Origin of the sequence: Cupriavidus basilensis, assembly GCF_000876015.1 — a bacterium.
Taxonomy (GTDB): domain Bacteria; phylum Pseudomonadota; class Gammaproteobacteria; order Burkholderiales; family Burkholderiaceae; genus Cupriavidus; species Cupriavidus basilensis_B.
The window spans coordinates 82,679-101,579 of record NZ_BBQM01000025.1 but is presented as its reverse complement, the minus strand read 5'-3'; the positions used below and the strand labels follow the sequence as shown (position 1 = coordinate 101,579).

Genomic DNA, 18,901 nt, shown 5'->3' with positions numbered 1-18,901 from the left:
GTGCACTGCTAGAATCTGTCCCGACCTTGAAAGGCAGGCCCATGAGGATCCTATTAGTGGAAGACGACCAGAAGGCAGCACGCCTGCTGGCCCGCGGTCTGCAGGAAGAAGGCTACGTCGTCGAGATTGCGCATTCGGCCGAAGCTGCTGGCGCCTGCGACAGCGCGGCCTTCAACCTGGTGATCCTCGACTGGATGCTGCCGGGCAAGAGCGGCGTGGCGTATTGCCAGGAACTGCGCGAGCAGGGCGTGCGGACACCAATCCTGATGCTAACTGCGCGCGACGCGCTCACCGACCGCATCGCCGGCCTGGACACCGGCGCCGACGACTACCTGACCAAGCCCTTTGTATTCGAAGAGTTGCTCGCGCACGTGCGCGCATTGCTGCGCCGCATGAAACTGGCACAACCGGCGCTATTGTCGCAGGACGACCTTGTCATCGATCCACAGCGGCGGATTGTCACGCGCGCTGGCGTGCGGCTCGTGCTGACACCCAAGGAGTACGCAATCCTGGTGCTACTGATCGAACGCGCGGGCGCAGTCGTGAGCCGTGCCCAGCTCGCGGAGCACATCTGGCATGCGGACCTGATCGCTATCGATAACCTGATTGACGTACACATGAAGAATCTACGCCGTAAGCTCGACCCACCCGACATGCCGATGCTGATCCAGACGGTGCGGGGCCAGGGATTTCGGCTTGTGCCGGCGGGAGCCCCCTGACGTGCTGAACTTCCGGCAGCGGCTGGTCCTGACGCATTGGGCCGTCATCGTCGTGATCGTTGCTTGCGCGGCTTTCGCCGGGTGGTGGCAGCTTTCCCGTCTGGTACACGGACAACTCGATGCTGCGCTGCTGGCTCTGGCAGAAACCGAGGCCGGAATGCAGGCCGAAAGCAACCAAGGGGTGGTCCGGTTGCATGAGCGCCCGCGAGGGGAGACACCGCCATCGCTGATGCGCCTGGATCGTCTGGTGCAAATCGTCAACGTAAGGGGCGAGGTACTGGCGCGCAGCACCAACCTCGGCGATGCCAGCCTGCCCGTGCCACCCATCTTGCTAACAGAACTCGCATCAGGGGGACATGAGATATTCCAGACGCTGCCAAGCTTCGGTGAAGAGCCGATGCGTATGGTGTCTTTTCCCTCGGTGGCGAATGGCAAGCCCATCATTATCCAGGTGGCGGGCTCGCTGGATGACGTTCACAACGTGCTCGAATCGTCAGCAATCCTGTTCGGCATCATGGCGGCAGCACTACTGGCCGCCGTCGGAGCGGCCGGTGTTGTGCTGACGCGGCGCACGTTCAGCGGTATCAACGACGTTGTGAAGAAGGCCCGGCTTATTAGCGACACAAACCTAGGCGAGCGTCTGCCTCATCCGGGCACGACAGACGAGATCGGGCAGCTTGTCAACACACTGAACGCGATGCTTGATCGCCTGGAACACGCGTTCGACCAGCAACGGCGCTTCACCGCCGATGCGTCGCACGAGTTGCGCTCGCCGTTGTCACGGTTACGTACCGAGATCGAAGTGGCGCTGCGGCGCCGGCGCGAAAGCCAGGAGTACGTAGACACTCTACGTTCCTGCCTGGACGAAGTCGGTCGCCTGACACGTCTGATTGAGGAATTGCTGATGCTCGCGCGCTTCGACGCGGGCCAGGATCGCCCGACTGGCGAGGCGCTGGCGCTAGACGCGTTGATTGCGGAGACGCTGCTGCGTGCAGGCCCGGCCGCTCGCGAGCGGCAGGTCCATTTTGTGGTGCACATCGATGCAGCGGCCAGCACTAAGGTGGCACATGCATCGGTCAGCCTGGCCCTGGCCAACCTGGTGGACAACGCGCTGAAGTTCGCTCCGCCAGGCAGCAAGATCACGGTCGGCTGCACTGCCGACGCACAGGGCGCCCTGCTAGAGGTCGTTGACGAAGGGCCCGGCATTCCGCAAGACGAATTGCCGTACCTGTTCGACCGGTTTTTCCGTGGCGCAGGCGCGCGGGCATCGGAAAGCGAGGGGGTTGGCCTTGGCTTGGCCCTGTCGCAGTCCATCATTCACGCGCAGGGCGGGCATATCGAGGCGGCCAACGCACCTAGCGGCGGCGCGGTCTTCACGGTCAGGATCCCACTCGCGCATCAGGAGATCAAATCTTGATGAACCTGACGGAGAACTCAGTGTACTCGGCGGAACCAGCTTGGTAAGCTCCGTCCGTCACAGCGAACTTGGGGAGACCCTCAAATAGACAGTTGTTCTAGTGGATCTTCGAAGCAAAGTTAAGCAAGCCACCCGTATCCCTTTTGCCGCTGGCTTGCCGTCGAACCATCGCACATGCTGGGCAGATTCGCCTGCCGCGGGTGCCCGTGGACGGGGCCGCCGCGCGGTCGTGACCTTGCTGTTTCCGAAGTAGCGTGCCTCGCGACTAACCGCTCCTAACGGCCGTTCAGGATGGCAATGCGGCCTTCTCGGGTATCGGCCTGAGTGGCAAATACTGGCTGTGGATTCGGCCGGTCTCGGCCTACCGGATGACAGCAGTCTTGGCCTGACGGCTCTGACCGACCATTCTGCGACATTGAGGGCTGTAGTCATGAATGTCCGCTGCCGATGTGTATTCGGCCGATGGGCAAGTAACACTATGTAGGATGACTAAGGGATGTGACTCGCACCCGCAACGGTTCCTGCTGTTCGCTCGCACATGGGAGTTCATCCAGCTCGCTTGCGGCATAAGCAATAGACGAACTCCTGAGAACTGCCCCATGGCGTCAGATGGTGCTCGGACTTATGTTCCATAAGCTCGAAAGCATCGCCGAATTGGCTGTGCAGAGATTCTGCGGTGTAGCGTTGGACTGGCAATCCACTGCACTGTGTCGGGCCATTCGCACCAAAGGACCCGACAATCGCCCAGCCACCTTCCTTTAGCGCATGCATGACCTGCTCTACATACCTCGCACGTTGCGATGGCTCGGTGAGAAAATGGAATACAGCTCGGTCATGCCAGACGTCGAATTGGTTGACGGGCAGATCCATTTCCAGCACATCGCCTTCCAGCCAATGCACGCGGGATGCGCGCGAGCCCAATCGCTCTCGACAGACCGCGAGTGCTTTCTCAGAAATGTCATTGACGGCGATGCTGGCGTAGCCGCTGTCGAGCAAATCATCAACCAAAGTTGATTCACCGCCGCCGATGTCGAGGATGCTCGAAGTGGGAGAACTGCTCGCGGCCTGGATGTAGGCGAGGGACGTCTGAAGGTGTGGCGCATACCAACTAACCTGGTCTGCCGTTTTGTGCTGATAGACGTCTTCCCAATGCGATCTATTGGTCATGGTGTCCTCTTCGAAATGCTTGTCGTGTGGCGACGTCCTTGCTCAGACTGACTGCGTGCCCTGCCAGTTTTGCTCCTTGCGTCGCTGCGCCGAGAGCCAAAACAGTGCAAGCGCCGCCGCACCGAGCCATGGCAACAGTAGCAGATTCATCGTCTGCCAGCCGAATAACTTCAGTAGTCCACCCGCGCCAAACGAACACGAGAGTCCCACGGCAAAAATCGTCATGTCGTTGGTAGCCTGCGCCCGGCTCTTCTCGGTAACCGAATAGGTTTCAGTCAGCAGGCTCGTGCCACCGATGAACAGGAAATTCCATCCGACACCCAGCAATACGAGCGCGCTTGCGAACGACGCGAATCCCGTGCCGGACGAGGTGGCCAACACATGCGTCGCCAGCAGGCACACACCGCACAGCATGACGCGAATGGCACCAAACCGGCCGATTAACGTCCCGGTGAAAAAGGATGGCAGGAACATTCCTAGCACGTGAAACTGGATGACGGTTGCGGCGTCTGCGATGGCGTGATGGTGATGGACCATGGCGAGCGGTGTCGCCGTCATGGCCAGGATCATGACACCGTAGCCAGTCGTTGCACCAAACAGTGCCACCAAATAGGAAGGCTGGCACACAATGCGCAACCACGGACGTCCGCTGTCGGCCCCGGTCGCTCGCGTGGCCGCTTCGCGGGGAATGTGCAAGAAGCTCAGTACGCCAATGGCCAAGGTGGAAACAAGGGATAGCAGCAGGAATGAGCCGGCATACATCGCCGGCAGCATCGCACTACCGAATCTGGCGAGGGCCGGGCCCAGCAAGGCTGCGATCACGCCGCCTGCCATTACCAGCGAGATCGCCCGAGGGCGGAAGGCCTCGGTCGCTACCTCGCTCGCCGCGAAACGATAGAACTGCGCAAAGGCTTGGTAGACCCCGACCAAAAACGTGCCGAACGCCAACATTGCAAGCGATCCCGACATCACGCCATAGGCGGCCGCCATGCCGCCAGCCAAGCCGCTCGTAGCGCCTGCGACGAAGCCGGTGCGGCGCCCGGCCCGTGCCATCCATGCCGATGCCGGAAACATCATGGTGGCCGTACCGAGGAACATCGTCGCGATTGGCAGCGTCGCCAACGCAGGGACTGACGTCATCTGGCTACCCGCCAGCGCGCCGACAGTCATGACGAGGACCGACGCGGTCTGGAATAGGGCTTGCGCAATGGCCAGCAGGAAGACTTGTTGCCGCATAGAGCAGAAAATCCGGATCGGAATGCTGAGGCTGGCAGTATGCAGAGCATACGTTTATTATTCAAACGAATAAATTTACGAGGGAATCTCAAATTTTCTAATGGACCGCATCCCGATCGATATCCGTCACCTGCAGACGCTGGTTGCGCTGCGCGACAGCGGCAGTGTGTCGAAAGCGGCAACATGGCTGCGGCTTACGCAGGGTGCGTTATCGCATCACATCAAGAATCTGGAGGACTTTTACGGCGTGCCGCTGTTTGTGCGCAAGTCCACACCGGTGACCTTCACGCCCGCTGGACGGCGACTGCTGGAAACCGCGGACAAGGTCATTCCAATCTTGCACCAGACGACCCGCGATCTCGTCCGGCTGGCCAAGGGCACTACCGGCACGATGCGCATTGCCATTGAGTGCCATACCTGCTTTGACTGGCTGATGCCGGCAGTAGACGCTTTTCGCGCACGCTGGCCCGAAGTCGAGGTGGACCTGGTATCCGGCTATCAGTCTGACCCCGTCGGACTGCTGCATCGTGGCGATGCGGATCTGGCGATCGTATCGTGCAACGATGCCGAGGCAGGCGTCGACTATCGTCCGCTGTTCCGCTACCGGATGGTGGGACTGGTGGCCAACGATCATCCCCTGGCGGCCAAGGAATTCCTGGAGGCCGAGGATTTCAGGCACGAGACGCTGATTACATACCCTGTGGAAGAAGATGCACTGGACGTGGTGCATCAACTGCTGCGCCCTGCAGGGATTACGCCGACACGCCGCACCACCGAACTGACGGTCGCCATCCTGATGCTTGTGGCCACCCGACGCGGTATCGCTGTCTTGCCGCGATGGGCCGTACAGAACTACCTGCAGCGGCAGTACGTCACGGCTAAACCGCTGACCCGTGACGGACTGATGTCGGAAATCTGGGCGGCAACGTTACCGGCGGACGACAGCCGTCCTTACATTGCGGAATTTGTATCGCTGATTCGCGAGACAGGCGCGGCCGCATTGCCAGATATCGAACTGACGGGCTGATAACCCGTCGAGCTAGAGGACCTGCTTACCGCTCTATTTTGCGCGGCGCATCTTCACGCGTTCAACAATTTCGCGTGCGAGCGCTTCGATGTCTGGCTGCGAAAGGCCCTTGGCTGCGACGACAAACCTGTCTGGCCACGCGTGAAAATGCCTGCCCTGCGAGCGTGCGTAGGACGGGTCATAGTGGCGGGAAGTCAGTTGGGCGAATAGTTCCGGCAGCTTGCCCGCGCGAATCAGATCGTGCCAGACGGCGACGGTCGCCTTTCCGTGCAGTGGGGTGAGTCGTCCGACTTGTTCGGCAAGCCAGTCGGGCCGTTCGCCCAAATAGGCGTAGTCCTTTAGCAGGAACGCAATGCGAGCCGGTAGAGGCGCGTCAATTTCCAAACAAGAGCTCTCACGCATACGGGTAACCAACGGCACCGGGAGGTTGATCTGCCCGATACGCGGACTTTCACCTTCCACGTAGAGCGGACGGGACGTGTCGACACGTTCAAGAGCGTCAGCCAGCATGGTTTCGAAACCGGTCTGTGAAGGCTGCCGGATATCGGGAAGTGCCCCCAGAAGCGAACCCTTATGACGTGCCAGTGCCTCAAGGTCCAGTACCTGTTCGCCTAGCGCTGCGAGTGCCTGCAGCACACGTGTCTTGCCGCTGCCGGTGGCCCCGCAAATCACGACGAGCGGCAATGTAGGCGCTTGCAAGTCGATCGTGTCGATGACATGCCGGCGCCAGGCCTTGTAGCCGCCGGCAAGTTGCTGGGCGTCCCAGCCCACCATCCGCAGCCAGGTCGTCATGGAGCCGCTGCGCAACCCTCCGCGCCAGCAATACACCAGAGGACGCCAGCCCTCGGGACGATCGGCGAAGTGCGTGTGCAAATGCCGCGCCAAGTTCGCTGCCACCATGGCGCCGCCTACGCGCCTGGCTTCGAATGCGCCCACCTGCTTGTAGAGCGTGCCGACAATGTGTCGCTCCTCATTGTCGAGTACCGGGCAGTTGATCGCACCAGGGATATGGTCGAGCTCAAATTCCGCCGGCGAGCGTGCATCGATCAATGTATCGAACGTCCGGCGTTCGGGAATCCGTGCGACGGCTTTCATACGATTATCGTCAGGCCCGTAGGTCCGGCGCGCATCTGGCCCACGACGGCTGCTTCGGCAAAACTGTGTTCGCGAAAGACGGACAAGACCTTGTCCACCGCGGTCGGCGCGCAACTGACGAGCAGCCCGCCGCTCGTTTGTGGGTCGGTGAGCACCGCCTGGGCAATGCCGGGCAAGTCCGAAGGCAATTCGACTTCCGCGCCGTAGCCCTCCCAATTGCGGCGGGAGGCGCCGGTGATGCAGCCCTGTTCTACCAATGTCTGCACGCCAGGTAGCAACGGCAGGTTGGACCAGTCCAGCACTGCTCGCAATCCTGCCCCACGGGCGAGCTCGAGCGTGTGACCGGCAATGCCGAACCCGGTCACATCGGTCATCGCATGGACCCCGTCTATTTCCGCCAATGCGATGCCGGGCGTGTTCAGGCGCGTTGTTGTGTCGATCAGCCGTGCGTACCCATCCTGGTCCAGGTTGCCCTTCTTCAATGCCGCAGACATGACGCCGACACCCAGCGGCTTGCCGAGGATCAGGACATCGTCCGCACGTGCATCGCGATTGCGTCGGATACGGGAGGGGTGCGCCAACCCGATTGCCACCAGCCCGTAGATCGGCTCCACCGAATCGATGGTATGACCACCGGCGATCGGGATACCGGCGGCGCGGCAAATGGCCTGGCCGCCTTCAATAACCTTGCCGATGACTTCGAGCGGTAATTGGTTGATCGGCATGGCGACAAGCGCCAGCGCCATGATCGGACGACCGCCCATGGCATAGACATCGCTGATCGCGTTCGTGGCGGCGATCCGGCCGAAGTCGAATGGGTCATCGACGATCGGCATGAAGAAATCCGTGGTGGCAATGAGCGCTTGATCCGCATTCAGTTGGTACACCGCCGCGTCGTCGGCGGTCTCGATGCCAACCAGCAATTCCTTGGGTACAGGTAACGCGGCGCTGCCGCGCAGAATTTCGGAGAGTACGCCGGGGGCAATCTTGCAGCCGCAACCGCCGCCGTGTGAAAAGCTGGTCAGGCGCACGGAAGGCGTCTTAAGCGCGTCGGAATTGTTAATGGTCATTAGAAAACGATCCCCGGCGAGGCCGGAAAAAGCCGTACTTTACAGGAACCACTTTGGTTGCCCCCGCGATTGCTACACCTCCACGATTGTCGGCCTTGACCCTGTAGTGGCTACAGGTTTTATCGTCCTGGCATGCTATCGATGGCAAAGGCGAACCGCCCGTATTGTCGGAAGAGTGGCCGGTCGACGAAGCGCAAGACATCAAGCGGATGCTTCTGGCACGGTTGCCCTTGATTGCGCAGACAAAAGAGAGGGAGATTTTCTAGCTCTATCCGAGGGTATGCCTTCGCAAAGCCGTAGGAAGAGGTGTGGGATCACAACGGAGATTTGCGATGACAGGCCTCGACCACTGGTTGAGTGATGCACGAAAAGTGACGCTAAATGCATCTAAAGGACTTGATGCTCGCGGCATCAAGGATCGCATTGCTGCGGAGCCGACACAAGCCGCGCTGGTCGCGCGGCACGACGTTTGGCGTGCGCTTTGCTGTAGCGCCACCGCGGCGCTCATAGCATTTATCGCGCTAAACCAGGTCGGGTTGCGCGTGCTGGACAAACCGGGGCCCACCTGGGTCGCGACACCGTCGGCTGCGTCACCCTTTGCCCTCCTGATCGGGAAGTGATGAATTCTCGCACTCGACGGCTTTCCGTCTCAACGCTGATTGGAGCGCTTCTCGGTGTCGCCATTGCGGCGACATGGCTCTATATCTCGCACCGACACGACGCCGGGCACACCGACCTACATGAAATCCTGCATGAGGCGGTGCCGCTCGACGCCAATGAACGCGAGATTCTGCAGCTCAAGGAGGATGCTTTCGCACAGCGCAGGCGCGACATCGAGACGCGCTTGCGTGCGGCCAACGGCAAGCTAGCCGATGCCATTGCAAGGAACCCGAGCTGGACTCCTGAAGTGGAAGCGGCCACACAGGACGTGGAGCGTGCCGCTGGGGATTTGCAGCGGGCGACGCTTGTCCACGTCTTTGAGATGCGGGCCGGACTCAAGCCAGAGCACCGGCCCGCCTACGACCGGGCTCTGGTCGATGCGCTTCGCCGCGGGTCCCAGTGAGTCCAGCAGATGTCGACGGCATCCTTGTCGGACAGGCCGCGTCTGGCAACCAGCGTGCCTTTGGCGAGCTTGTCGAACGACATGGCGTGGCGCTGGCCCAGGCCGCCCGCAGCTTCGGTATTCCCGAGACGGATGTCGATGACGTTGTTCAGGACACATTCCTGGCGGCATGGCGCGCCTTGGACGATTACGACAGCGAGCGTCCGTTCCGCACCTGGCTGTTTCGAATCGGGCTGAACAAGATGCGCGACCTCTATCGTTTCCGGCGCGTCAGGCAGTTCCTCTTCGGTGCCGAGGATATCGGCGCGATCGAAGCCACTGGGGGAATGTCGGACGGTGAGCCTGGGCCGGAACGTCGGCTAGCGGCGCGTCGGGATCTTGCTCGCGTTGTGGAAATCCTGGGAAAGCTGGACGCCGCGTCGCGCGAAGCCATTGTCCTGACTTCCATCGTGGGCATGTCGCAACCGGAGGCCGCCGCCGTGCTTGGATTGAGTCCAAAGGCAGTGGAAAGTCGCATCGCTCGTGCCCGAATAAAGCTCTCGGCCCTGCTTGAGCGCGACGCAGGAAAATAGTTCGCCGGTTTGCGAGGGAATCTCCGGTCGCGCCGCGTATTGATAAAAGTAGCAGAGCTTACGACTCATCCAGATGACCCAGGTAACCTTGTTCACGCCGGCCAAAGTGCGCTACATCGGCGCCGTCTTGTGGCTCTTGGCTTCGCCGCGAGGGACCGCGGCGGAAGCTCCGCCTTATACCGTCCTGTTGCAGCAATCAATGGCAAGCGCCCCGGCGATGATGGCGCAGGCCGCCACCGTTCGCGCTGCCGATGCCGATGCCAATCAAGCACGCGCCTGGCTTAACCCACGGATCGATACGGTCCTGGAAAACCTCGGCGCACCGTCAAGCGACGGCACGAACCAGCGTCAGAACACCTACTCGATTACCCAGCCATTTGAGGTTGGTGGCAAGCGGGGCGCACGTATCGAAGCTGGGGACCGCAACTATGCCGCAGCGCAAGCGCGTGAGCGCCTGGCCCAAGTTGCTTACGCGGCGGAATTGGCGGTTGCCTACGCGGCTGCGGAGGCCATGGCCGGCCGGATGGCGCTGGCCACCGAAAACCTGGCACGTGCGAACGAGGAGTTCACCGCTGCGCGCGCGCTTGTGCAGGCCGGAAAGGAAGCAGCGCTGCGCAGCGCGCAAGCGCAGGCCAGTGTGGCGGCCGCTCAGGCGGCGCAGGCCGCCGCCGACAACGACGCCACGCAGGCGCTGGCGCGGCTGTCGGCCATGACTGGAGCTGCCGAACCGTACACCTCGGTGTCCAGTTCCCTGCTATTGACACAAGGCACCGTGCCGACCGCGGCACTCCCTGGACAGGAGGCCCCGACCGTCGCTGCGGCAGAGGCCGAGCGCAATGCGCTGGATGCGCAGGTCGGCGTGGAAAGAAAGCGCTGGATTCCGGATGTGGGTGTGAGTGCCGGCGTGCGTCGCTATGGATGGACGAATGCGAGTGGCTATGTCGTCGGGGTGACGGCATCGATTCCCCTGTTCGATCAAAACCGCAATGGCATCAATGCAGCCGTGGAACGCGTTGCGGCCGCGCAGGCCAGGCTCGACAACGTGCGACTGGAAGCCGCAGCGGCGCGACGATCCGCCATCTCGCAGGTCAGCGCAACGGATCGCCAGATCACCGCGGCCGAGGAGGGTGAAAGGGCGGCAGCGGAGGCCTATCGAATGGGCCGCATTGGTTATGACGCTGGCAAAACACCGCTGATGGAATTGCTTTCCGTCCGGCGCGCCTTGCTGGAGGCAAGGCAACTCACAATTGACGCGCGCCTGGCGCGCGTGCGCGCACTGGCGGCGCTTGCCCAGGCGGACGGTCGCCTGGCATTCGAGGACACCAAATGATGAAGAACAAGCGTCAGTCTGCAAACTGGCCGGTAATTGCAGGCGTGGCTGCGGTCGCAGCGTTGATGGGGTTCGGCGCCGCACGCGTGCTGCTGCCGGGGCATGGGCCCGGTCCCGACAAGGCTTCCGATGCGCAAGCCGCATCAGAAGCGGCGGCAGCCAAACCGGCAAGTCCGCGAGAGGTTCGGATTCCGATCCCCTATCTGGCGGCGGCAAACATCGTCGTGGAGCCGGTCGCCAGTGTGGCGGTGGGCTCGGAGATTCTGGCGCCCGCCTGGGTCGCGGCGGTACCGGGAGGCGAGGCTGTGATTGTGTCCCGCGCGGCAGGCACGGTGCTGCGGGTCCAACGTCGCCTTGGCGAGGGCGTGCGCGCCGGTGATGTGCTGGCCACCGTCGAAAGTCCGGAGGCTGCCGCGATGGCTTCGGAACGCCGGGTGGCACAGGCTAAGGCGGATCTCTCCCGCCGGACCTATGAGCGTGAAGCCAGTCTGTTTCATCAAGGCGTGACGCCGCGCCAGGAAATGGAATCCGCCAAAGCGGCACTGGAGGTCGCGCAGGCCGAGGCGCAGCGTGCCACAACGGTGGCCGAGGCTGCGCACCTGACAAGCGATGGCCGGGCGGTCGCGGTGGTCAGCCCCATCGCCGGCAAGATTACTGCCCAATCGGTGACGCTGGGCGCGTATGTTGCGCAGCAGACCGAGCTGTTCCGCGTGGCTGGTCTGGGCGCCGTGCAGGTCGAGGCCGCCGTCACTGCAGGGGATCTGGACCGTATTTCACCGGGTGGCCAAGCCGCGATCCTGCTTTCCAACGGATCGCCATTGGCGGCAAAGATCCAGGCCGTCACGCCAACCGTGTCGGGCAGTGCACGCGCGGCCACGGTCGTCGTGATTCCGGAGCAGCCTTCGGACCGCCTGGTGGTAGGCGAAGGTGTCCAGGTTCGCTTGCGCGCCAAGGCAAGCAACAATGGCGAGTTGTCCGTTCCCGACGATGCTGTACAGAACATTGATGGCGCCGATGCGCTATTCGTGCGCACGGAAAATGGATTCCGTGCGCAGCCCGTTCTGGTCGGTACGCGTAGTGGCGGCATGGCGCAGATTCTTTCCGGTGTGCGCGCCGGGGAGCAGGTGGCAACGCGCAATGCCTTCCTGGTGAAGGCGGAGATGAACAAGTCGAGCGGGGAAGACGAATGATTGGCAGCATCCTCAGCGGATCGGTTCGCTACCGATGGCTTGTCCTGTTCCTGACGATCGTCATCGCCGTGATCGGTGCCTGGCAGCTCAAACTGCTGCCGATCGATGTGACCCCCGATATCACGAACAAGCAGGTGCAGATCAACACGGTAGTGCCAACGCTGAGCCCCGTCGAGGTTGAGAAACGCGTGACCTATCCGATCGAGACCGCTATTGCGGGGTTGAACGGCGTCGAAAGCACACGGTCAATGTCCCGCAACGGGTTTAGCCAGGTCACTGTCATCTTCAAGGAAAGCGCGAACCTCTACTTCATGCGCCAGCAGGTATCGGAGCGACTGGTGCAGGCACGCCCCGGCCTGCCTGTAGGCGCCGAGCCGCAGATGGGTCCGGTTTCGACGGGTCTGGGCGAGGTATTCCACTACAGCGTGGAGTATCAATACCCTGACGGCCAGGGCGCACCGATCAATGACGGGGAGCCGGGCTGGCAAAGCGATGGAAATTTCTTGACCGAGCGCGGGGAACGGCTTGAAGACCGCGTGTCGAAGCTCGCATACCTGCGCACCGTGCAGGACTGGATCATTCGGCCGCAGTTGCGGACAACCGCTGGTGTGGCCGACGTGGATTCTTTGGGTGGCTATGTGAAGCAGTTCGTGGTGGAGCCTGACGCCGCAAAAATGGCCGCATATGGCATCTCATACGGCGATCTCGCCCAGGCGTTGGAGGACGCCAATCTTTCGGTGGGTGCGAACTTCATCCAGCGATCGGGTGAATCGTACCTGGTGCGTGCCGATGCGCGCATCAAGTCGGCGGACGAGATCTCGCGCGCCGTGATCGCCCATCGCCAGAACGTGCCGATCACAGTTGGGCAGGTGGCGTCCGTCAAAATTGGCGGAGAACTCCGCTCCGGTGCGGCCAGCCGCAATGGTCGGGAAACAGTGATAGGCAGCGCACTGATGCTGGTCGGCGCGAACAGCCGTACGGTGGCGCAGGATGTTGGCGACAAGCTGGAAAAAATCTCGAAGACGCTGCCACCTGGCGTAGTCATCGTTCCCACGCTTAACCGATCGCAATTGGTGACCGCCACGATCGAGACCGTCGCAAAGAATCTGGCGGAAGGCGCGTTGCTCGTGGTCTTGATCCTGTTCCTGTTGCTGGGCAACTGGCGTGCTGCCGTTATTGCTGCACTGGTGATCCCATTGTCGATGCTGGTCAGTGCTATCGGTATGAATCAGCTCGGCATCTCCGGCAACCTGATGAGCCTGGGCGCACTGGACTTCGGCTTGATTATCGATGGCGCCGTGATCGTGGTCGAGAACACGCTGCGACGCCTGGCGCAACGCCAGCATGAGGAGGGGCGACTGCTAACGCTAAGGGAGCGTTTGAACGAAGTCTTGCTGTCGTCACGGGAAATGCTCCGACCGACGATCTACGGGCAACTCGTGATTTTCCTGGTGTTCCTGCCATGCCTGACATTCCAGGGGGTGGAAGGAAAGATGTTCTCGCCGATGGTGTTGACGCTGATGCTGGCGCTGGCGTCCGCATTCGTGCTGTCACTGACGTTTGTGCCTGCCATGCTGGCCGTGCTGCTGTGCAAGGAAGTTTCCGAAAAGGAAGTGAGGGTGATCGTCGCCACCAAGCGGTGGTACCGCCCCTGGCTGGAGCGGGCGGTGGTGCGACCGATTCCGTTCGTCGGCGCTGGCTTGCTGGTGCTGGCACTGGCGGCGGTTGCGTTCGCCTTCGTCGGTCGCGAGTTCATGCCAACGCTTGACGAGCAGAACCTTAACCTGTCCTCCGTTCGCATTCCATCGACATCGATCGATCAGTCTGTGGCGATCGATCTGCCACTGGAGCGCGCCGTACTCTCGCTGCCTGAAGTCAAGACCGTGTACTCCAAGGCGGGTACCGCCAGCCTGGCAGCCGACCCCATGCCGCCCAACGCATCCGACAACTACATCATCCTCAAGCCGAAGAATGAATGGCCGGATGGGGTGACGACCAAGGAACAGGTGATCGAACGTATTCGGGAGAAGACGGCACCGATGGTGGGCAACAATTACGACGTCACCCAGCCCATTGAGATGCGCTTCAATGAACTGATCGGTGGCGTGCGCAGCGATGTCGCCGTGAAAATCTATGGCGAGAATCTCGACGACCTCGCTGCCACCGGTCAGCGCATCGCCGCCGTCTTGCGCAAGACACCGGGAGTCTCGGACGTACGCGTACCGCTGACCAGCGGGTTTCCCACCTTCGACATCGTCTTCGATCGCGCCGCCATTGCACGCTATGGGCTGACGGTGAAGGAAGTGGCCGATACCGTATCGGCAGCGATGGCGGGCAGGCCAGCAGGCCAGATATTTGATGGCGATCGGCGCTACGACATTGTCATCCGCCTGCCAGGCAACCAGCGGGAGAACCTCGATGTGCTTGGAGCGCTTCCCGTGATGCTGCCGGCTGTCACGGACCAAGCGCACGCTTCCGTACCGTTGCGGCAGCTTGTCGAGTTTCGATTTACGCAGGGCCTGAACGAAGTGAGCCGCGACAACGGAAAGCGTCGCGTGTATGTGGAAGCCAATGTGGCGGGGCGTGACCTTGGCAGCTTTGTCGATGACGCGGCTGCGCGGATCGCGCGCGACGTCAAGTTGCCGCCTGGCATGTACATCGAATGGGGTGGCCAGTTCCAGAACCTGCAAGCCGCAACCAAGCGACTAGCCATGATCGTGCCCGCGTGCTTCTTGCTGATTGCCGTGGCACTGTATATGGCGATTGGCAGCGCGATGTTGACCGCGACCGTTCTGACCGCCGTGCCGCTGGCATTGGCTGGAGGCGTGTTCGCGTTAATGCTGCGCGGTATCCCATTCTCCATTTCCGCAGCGGTGGGTTTCATCGCTGTATCCGGCGTCGCCGTCCTGAACGGTCTCGTCCTGATCTCTGCCATTCGCAAACGGCTGGAAGATCAGGCGACGCCCGACGCGGCCGTGATCGACGGCGCGATGGAGCGGGTACGACCGGTGCTCATGACTGCATTGGTGGCATCGCTGGGCTTTGTGCCCATGGCTATCGCGACGGGAACGGGTGCGGAGGTGCAGAAGCCACTGGCAACGGTCGTGATCGGTGGCTTGATCACGGCCACCGTGCTTACGCTCTTCGTCTTGCCCGCGATCTGCGGCATGGTACTGCGCCGACAGGGAGTGGCGAGTGCGGGGCGCGACGAACTAGCCGAAGCTTAGGAGGTTGCATGCTGGATGTATTGCGGAACCGAACCTATCGGCACCTGTTCGGTGCGCAGGTGATCGCGCTGATTGGCACCGGACTTGCGACGGTCGCGCTGGGTCTGCTCGCCTATGACCTGGCCGGTGCGAACGCGGGTAGCGTTCTGGGAACCGCGCTGGCGATCAAGATGGTTGCCTATGTGGGTATTGCCCCGGTAGTGGGTGCGTTCGCCAACCGGCTTCCGCGTCGCGCATTCCTCGTTGCGATGGACCTCGTGCGGGCGCTGGTGGCGATTTCTCTGCCGTTCGTGACGCAGATCTGGCAGATCTACGTCCTGATTTCTCTGTTGCAGTCTGCCTCGGCGGCATTCACGCCCACCTTTCAGGCGACCATCCCGGACGTCCTTCCTGAAGAGACTGCCTATACGAATGCCTTATCCCTGTCCCGCCTGGCGTATGACATGGAAAGTCTGGTGAGTCCGATGCTGGCCGCCGCGTTGCTCTCGGTCATCAGCTTCCACTGGCTGTTTGGCGGCACCGTCGTGGGGTTTTTGGTGTCGGCCTTGCTCGTCGTTTCTGTGCGGTTGCCGCAATCCAAGGCGATAGAACGCACGGGGAGTGTGTATACGAAGACATTCCGGGGCATGTCGATCTACCTTCGGACGCCTCGCTTGCGTGGGCTCCTGGCCTTGAACCTGGCCGCGGCCGCCGCCAGCGCGATGGTCATCGTGAACACTGTCGTCTATGTGCAAAGCAAGCTGCAGCGTCCGGCATCGGATGTCCCGTTCGCTCTGGCGGCATTTGGCTGCGGATCTATGCTTGTGGCCTTGCTGTTGCCGAGGATGCTGGCGGATCGACCTGATCGTCCAACCATGCTTGGCGGCGCCATACTCATGTCAGCCGGTCTTGCATTCGGCATCGCGCTGACCACGTTCGGACGATTCATCGAATGGCCAATGTTTCTGCTGACATGGTTTGCCATCGGCATTGGGTACTCGATGACGTTGACGCCGAGCGGTCGTCTGCTGAAGCGATCGGCTACTTCAGCCGATCGACCTGCAGTGTTCGCTGCGCAATTCTCCCTCTCGCATGCATGCTGGCTGATTGCCTATCCGCTCGCAGGGCAGATCGGGGCAAGATACGGGATGCGTGCTGCGTTTGTGGTGCTTGCGTGCGTTTCGGTTGTCGGATTTCTCGCCGCCTGGCGCGTGTGGCCTGCCGAAGACCGCGAAGCACTGGATCACGAACATCCAGAGGGCGCGCGCTTTGACGAACACCTGAGAGAGGGAGAGGCCACGGGGCCACGTCGTCATCGTCACGCATTTACCATTGACGACTATCATCCCGAATGGCCGGGCCGTTGAGGCCAACTCCCATACACGTTGCGACCAAGAAGAAGTGCAAACACTACGCGAGCGCCTGGAAGCCCACCAGGTGGTCATCTATTTTGTGACCGTCGTCATGGCGGCTGTCATGGCATCCGCCATCACCGGTCTGGAGAGCTTGGACGCAGCGATCAATCCCGCGCTGGCCTTCATGCTGTTCGTAACCTTCTTGCAGGTCCCGCTGGCTGATCTCGGGCGCGCATTCACACGCTTGCGGTTTCTCGGAGCGCTGTTGACGGCCAACTTCCTGGCAATTCCCTTGCTGGCCGCTGCCCTGCTGCAATGCCTGCCGGCGGGCCCCCTGATCCGGTTCGGCTTTCTGTTGGTCTTGCTGACTCCATGTATTGACTATGTGGTGACGTTTTCTCAGATCGGCCGCGCCGACTCTCGCTTGCTGCTGGCCGCAACGCCGGTGTTACTCATCTTCCAGATGTTGCTGCTGCCGGTGTACTTGAGCGTCTTTCTTGGATCCCATGCCCAAGCGTTGATCGATATTGGCCCATTTGTGCACGCTTTTGTCTGGCTGATCGCCGTACCTCTTGTACTTGCCGGCGTCATGCAGATAACAGCCAGATATACGCAAGCGGGGCAGCGGATAGCCGATGGGCTTGGCCTTTGTCCAGTTCCGGCCACCGCTCTGGTCCTGTTCATTGTCGTGGGTGCAGTTGTGCCACAACTCCACGCTGCTATCGGCGCGGCAGCTCGAGTTCTCCCACTCTATATCGTGTTCGCTTGCGTTGCGCCGCTGCTCGGATGGCTAGTCAGCGGCTGGTTTGGCTTGGAAGCATCTGCGAGACGCGCGGTGGCGTTCAGTACCAGCACGCGCAACTCGTTGGTCGTGTTGCCGCTCGGTCTCGCGGTACCGGGCGCGATTCCGATACTGCCAGCCATTATTGCGACCCAGACCCTGGTCGAACTCCTGAGCGAGCTCGTCTACATGCGTGTCATGCCGAAACTCTGCGGGCAGGAGAATAAGGTGTGAGACTACGATGTACGCAATCCGTCTGGTTCGATGCGAGGGGCAGGGCCGTGTGATGACCTTGCTCCCCCCAAACTGTCGTAGTGAGCGGTCTAGTCGTCGACATAGCAGATCGTCGGTCCCTTGCCACGACGTCGAGGCCGTTATCTCGCAGTGCCTCAGAATTCGGTGCAATTCAACAAACTGACGTCTTAGTGCAACAGCGCCTGTCCAATTCCGACAAGCGCGCACACGGCAACGATGACAAGCGGAGGGATCTTCCAGCGTACTAGCAGCAAGAAGCAGATCGTCGCAATCGCGAAATCCAGTTGAGACAATATGGCACTGGTCCAAACTGGTGAATAAAGGGCCGCCGCGAGCAGACCGACCACCGCTGCATTGACGCCGCTCAGCAATGCAACCATCGAGGGGCGCGCCCGAATTGCCTGCCAATACGGTAGCGCTGCAATGACGAGTAGTAGTCCTGGCAAAAAGATCCCTAGCGTTGCCAATACCGCACCCTCCCAATGATTGGGCCCCATCGTCAGCATCCAGCCAAGGAAGGCGGCGAACGTAAAGAGAGGCCCGGGAACGGCTTGAGCAGCGCCATACCCGGCAAGAAAGTCATTCGGAGAAACCCAGCCGGTCGCGACCGTTTGCTGTTGCAGCAGCGGCAGGACTACATGGCCACCTCCGAACACCAGTGCACCGGAACGATAGAACGCATCAAAGACTTGAACCGCGCCACCTTCCTTTCCGGCTAGCGCTGGCAACCCGATCAGAAGGATGCAAAATAGGACCATCGCCACTGCGCCTGTGGCACGCGAGATGCGGAACTCTCTGCCGTGCGCCTGCGGGCGGAGTGCCTCGCCTATCCCGTTGGGTTGGCACAGCAAAAGCCCGAGTATTGCTCCCAGCACGATGACGAGAAGTTGGGCATAGACAGTCGTCAAGAGACTAAGCATCGCGAGCGACACGAGCGCGATAGCGGCGCGCCGGTAGTCTGGGCATAGCCGTCTCGCCATATCCCACACAGCTTGTGCTACGACAGCAACAGCGACTAGCTTTAGACCATGTATCAGACCGGTACCCACCGGGCCGCCAAGGCTCGGCGCCATGACTGCAAAGGCGAGCAGCAACAGGATGGAGGGCAGGGTGAATCCACACCAGGCAGCAACGCCGCCGAGCCACCCGGCCCGGAGTAGCCCAATGGAGAAACCAACCTGGCTGCTTGCCGGCCCTGGCAGAAACTGGCAAAGACCGACCAGATCCGAGAAGGCCGCGTCATCAAGCCAGCGGCGGCGTTCAACGAACTCGCGCCGGAAGTATCCAATGTGTGCAATTGGGCCGCCGAATGATGTCAGCCCCAGCTTAAGAAAGACGGCAAGCACTTCACCGGCCGCACCAGGGGATACGCTGGTTGTTGTCACTTTCGATTCCATGGGAGGGGACTTTGATGTGAG

Annotated in this window: 16 protein-coding genes; 11 read left to right on the top strand and 5 right to left on the bottom strand. The window is 61.4% G+C overall.

What is annotated here, in order from left to right:
- Nucleotides 1-41 precede the first annotated feature (41 nt).
- Complete coding sequence (locus KF708C_RS27770) at nt 42-719, top strand: response regulator transcription factor (protein WP_059414373.1); 678 nt, start codon at nt 42-44, stop codon at nt 717-719.
- A 1-nt stretch (nt 720) separates the two neighbouring features.
- Nucleotides 721-2,136 (top strand): sensor histidine kinase, encoded by a 1,416-nt coding sequence (locus tag KF708C_RS27765; protein WP_059414626.1) that lies wholly within the window; start codon nt 721-723, stop codon nt 2,134-2,136.
- A 546-nt stretch (nt 2,137-2,682) separates the two neighbouring features.
- Here KF708C_RS27765 and KF708C_RS35035 read toward each other — a convergent pair.
- The gene (locus KF708C_RS35035) at nt 2,683-3,303 is read right to left on the bottom strand and encodes a class I SAM-dependent methyltransferase (protein WP_082079993.1); all 621 of its coding nucleotides are present in this window, start codon (nt 3,301-3,303) and stop codon (nt 2,683-2,685) included.
- A gap of 42 nt (nt 3,304-3,345) precedes the next feature.
- Entirely contained in the window at nt 3,346-4,539 is a 1,194-nt protein-coding gene (locus KF708C_RS27755; protein WP_059414369.1) for an MFS transporter, read from the bottom strand.
- Between the two features lie 100 nt (nt 4,540-4,639).
- Here KF708C_RS27755 and KF708C_RS27750 point away from each other — a divergent pair, with 100 nt between their 5' ends.
- Nucleotides 4,640-5,566 carry a LysR family transcriptional regulator gene (locus KF708C_RS27750; protein ID WP_059414367.1) on the top strand — a complete coding sequence of 309 codons (927 nt, stop codon included), beginning with the start codon at nt 4,640-4,642 and terminating at the stop codon, nt 5,564-5,566.
- A 33-nt stretch (nt 5,567-5,599) separates the two neighbouring features.
- Here KF708C_RS27750 and mnmH read toward each other — a convergent pair whose 3' ends face one another.
- Entirely contained in the window at nt 5,600-6,661 is a 1,062-nt protein-coding gene (gene mnmH / locus KF708C_RS27745; RefSeq protein WP_059414364.1) for a tRNA 2-selenouridine(34) synthase MnmH, read from the bottom strand.
- On the bottom strand, nt 6,658-7,731 hold the full coding sequence (gene selD, locus KF708C_RS27740; RefSeq protein WP_059414363.1) for a selenide, water dikinase SelD: 1,074 nt from the start codon (nt 7,729-7,731) through the stop codon (nt 6,658-6,660). Before selD ends, mnmH begins: the two co-directional genes overlap by 4 nt.
- A 332-nt stretch (nt 7,732-8,063) precedes the next feature.
- Between selD and KF708C_RS35030 the strand changes: the two genes are divergently transcribed.
- The 8 genes from KF708C_RS35030 to KF708C_RS27705 all read left to right on the top strand — a co-directional run bounded on the left by KF708C_RS35030 (nt 8,064) and on the right by KF708C_RS27705 (nt 17,462).
- Nucleotides 8,064-8,351: a CnrY/NccY family anti-sigma factor gene (locus KF708C_RS35030; protein ID WP_082079991.1), complete on the top strand. Its 288-nt coding sequence runs from the start codon at nt 8,064-8,066 to the stop codon at nt 8,349-8,351.
- Nucleotides 8,348-8,794 carry a periplasmic heavy metal sensor gene (locus KF708C_RS27735; protein WP_059414361.1) on the top strand — a complete coding sequence of 149 codons (447 nt, stop codon included), beginning with the start codon at nt 8,348-8,350 and terminating at the stop codon, nt 8,792-8,794. Before KF708C_RS35030 ends, KF708C_RS27735 begins: the two co-directional genes overlap by 4 nt.
- On the top strand, nt 8,791-9,366 hold the full coding sequence (locus tag KF708C_RS27730) for an RNA polymerase sigma factor (protein ID WP_059414359.1): 576 nt from the start codon (nt 8,791-8,793) through the stop codon (nt 9,364-9,366). The genes KF708C_RS27735 and KF708C_RS27730 overlap by 4 nt, the downstream gene beginning before the upstream one ends.
- A gap of 73 nt (nt 9,367-9,439) precedes the next feature.
- Nucleotides 9,440-10,696, top strand: coding sequence for a TolC family protein (locus tag KF708C_RS27725; RefSeq protein WP_059414357.1), 1,257 nt, complete (start codon nt 9,440-9,442; stop codon nt 10,694-10,696).
- Nucleotides 10,693-11,886, top strand: a complete 1,194-nt coding sequence (locus KF708C_RS27720) for an efflux RND transporter periplasmic adaptor subunit (RefSeq protein WP_082079988.1) — start codon at nt 10,693-10,695, stop codon at nt 11,884-11,886. Before KF708C_RS27725 ends, KF708C_RS27720 begins: the two co-directional genes overlap by 4 nt.
- Complete coding sequence (locus KF708C_RS27715) at nt 11,883-15,113, top strand: CusA/CzcA family heavy metal efflux RND transporter (protein ID WP_059414355.1); 3,231 nt, start codon at nt 11,883-11,885, stop codon at nt 15,111-15,113. Before KF708C_RS27720 ends, KF708C_RS27715 begins: the two co-directional genes overlap by 4 nt.
- An 8-nt stretch (nt 15,114-15,121) precedes the next feature.
- Complete coding sequence (locus tag KF708C_RS27710) at nt 15,122-16,459, top strand: MFS transporter (RefSeq protein ID WP_059414353.1); 1,338 nt, start codon at nt 15,122-15,124, stop codon at nt 16,457-16,459.
- Between the two features lie 34 nt (nt 16,460-16,493).
- The gene (locus KF708C_RS27705) at nt 16,494-17,462 is read left to right on the top strand and encodes an arsenic resistance protein (RefSeq protein ID WP_059414352.1); all 969 of its coding nucleotides are present in this window, start codon (nt 16,494-16,496) and stop codon (nt 17,460-17,462) included.
- A 188-nt stretch (nt 17,463-17,650) separates the two neighbouring features.
- Here the strand turns inward: KF708C_RS27705 and chrA are convergent, their stop codons facing one another.
- Nucleotides 17,651-18,880, bottom strand: coding sequence for a chromate efflux transporter (gene chrA / locus KF708C_RS27700; RefSeq protein ID WP_059414350.1), 1,230 nt, complete (start codon nt 18,878-18,880; stop codon nt 17,651-17,653).
- Nucleotides 18,881-18,901: the final 21 nt, after the last annotated feature.

Excerpts from the sequence above, each read along its gene's own strand:
- KF708C_RS27770 (WP_059414373.1), top strand. The coding sequence starts at position 42 with ATGAGGATCCTATTAGTGGAAGACGACCAGAAGGCAGCACGCCTGCTG.
- KF708C_RS35035 (WP_082079993.1), bottom strand. The coding sequence starts at position 3,303 with ATGACCAATAGATCGCATTGGGAAGACGTCTATCAGCACAAAACGGCA.
- KF708C_RS27755 (WP_059414369.1), bottom strand. The coding sequence starts at position 4,539 with ATGCGGCAACAAGTCTTCCTGCTGGCCATTGCGCAAGCCCTATTCCAG.
- KF708C_RS27750 (WP_059414367.1), top strand. The coding sequence starts at position 4,640 with ATGGACCGCATCCCGATCGATATCCGTCACCTGCAGACGCTGGTTGCG.
- mnmH (WP_059414364.1), bottom strand. The coding sequence starts at position 6,661 with ATGAAAGCCGTCGCACGGATTCCCGAACGCCGGACGTTCGATACATTG.
- selD (WP_059414363.1), bottom strand. The coding sequence starts at position 7,731 with ATGACCATTAACAATTCCGACGCGCTTAAGACGCCTTCCGTGCGCCTG.
- KF708C_RS35030 (WP_082079991.1), top strand. The coding sequence starts at position 8,064 with ATGACAGGCCTCGACCACTGGTTGAGTGATGCACGAAAAGTGACGCTA.
- KF708C_RS27725 (WP_059414357.1), top strand. The coding sequence starts at position 9,440 with ATGACCCAGGTAACCTTGTTCACGCCGGCCAAAGTGCGCTACATCGGC.
- KF708C_RS27720 (WP_082079988.1), top strand. The coding sequence starts at position 10,693 with ATGATGAAGAACAAGCGTCAGTCTGCAAACTGGCCGGTAATTGCAGGC.
- KF708C_RS27715 (WP_059414355.1), top strand. The coding sequence starts at position 11,883 with ATGATTGGCAGCATCCTCAGCGGATCGGTTCGCTACCGATGGCTTGTC.
- KF708C_RS27710 (WP_059414353.1), top strand. The coding sequence starts at position 15,122 with ATGCTGGATGTATTGCGGAACCGAACCTATCGGCACCTGTTCGGTGCG.
- chrA (WP_059414350.1), bottom strand. The coding sequence starts at position 18,880 with ATGGAATCGAAAGTGACAACAACCAGCGTATCCCCTGGTGCGGCCGGT.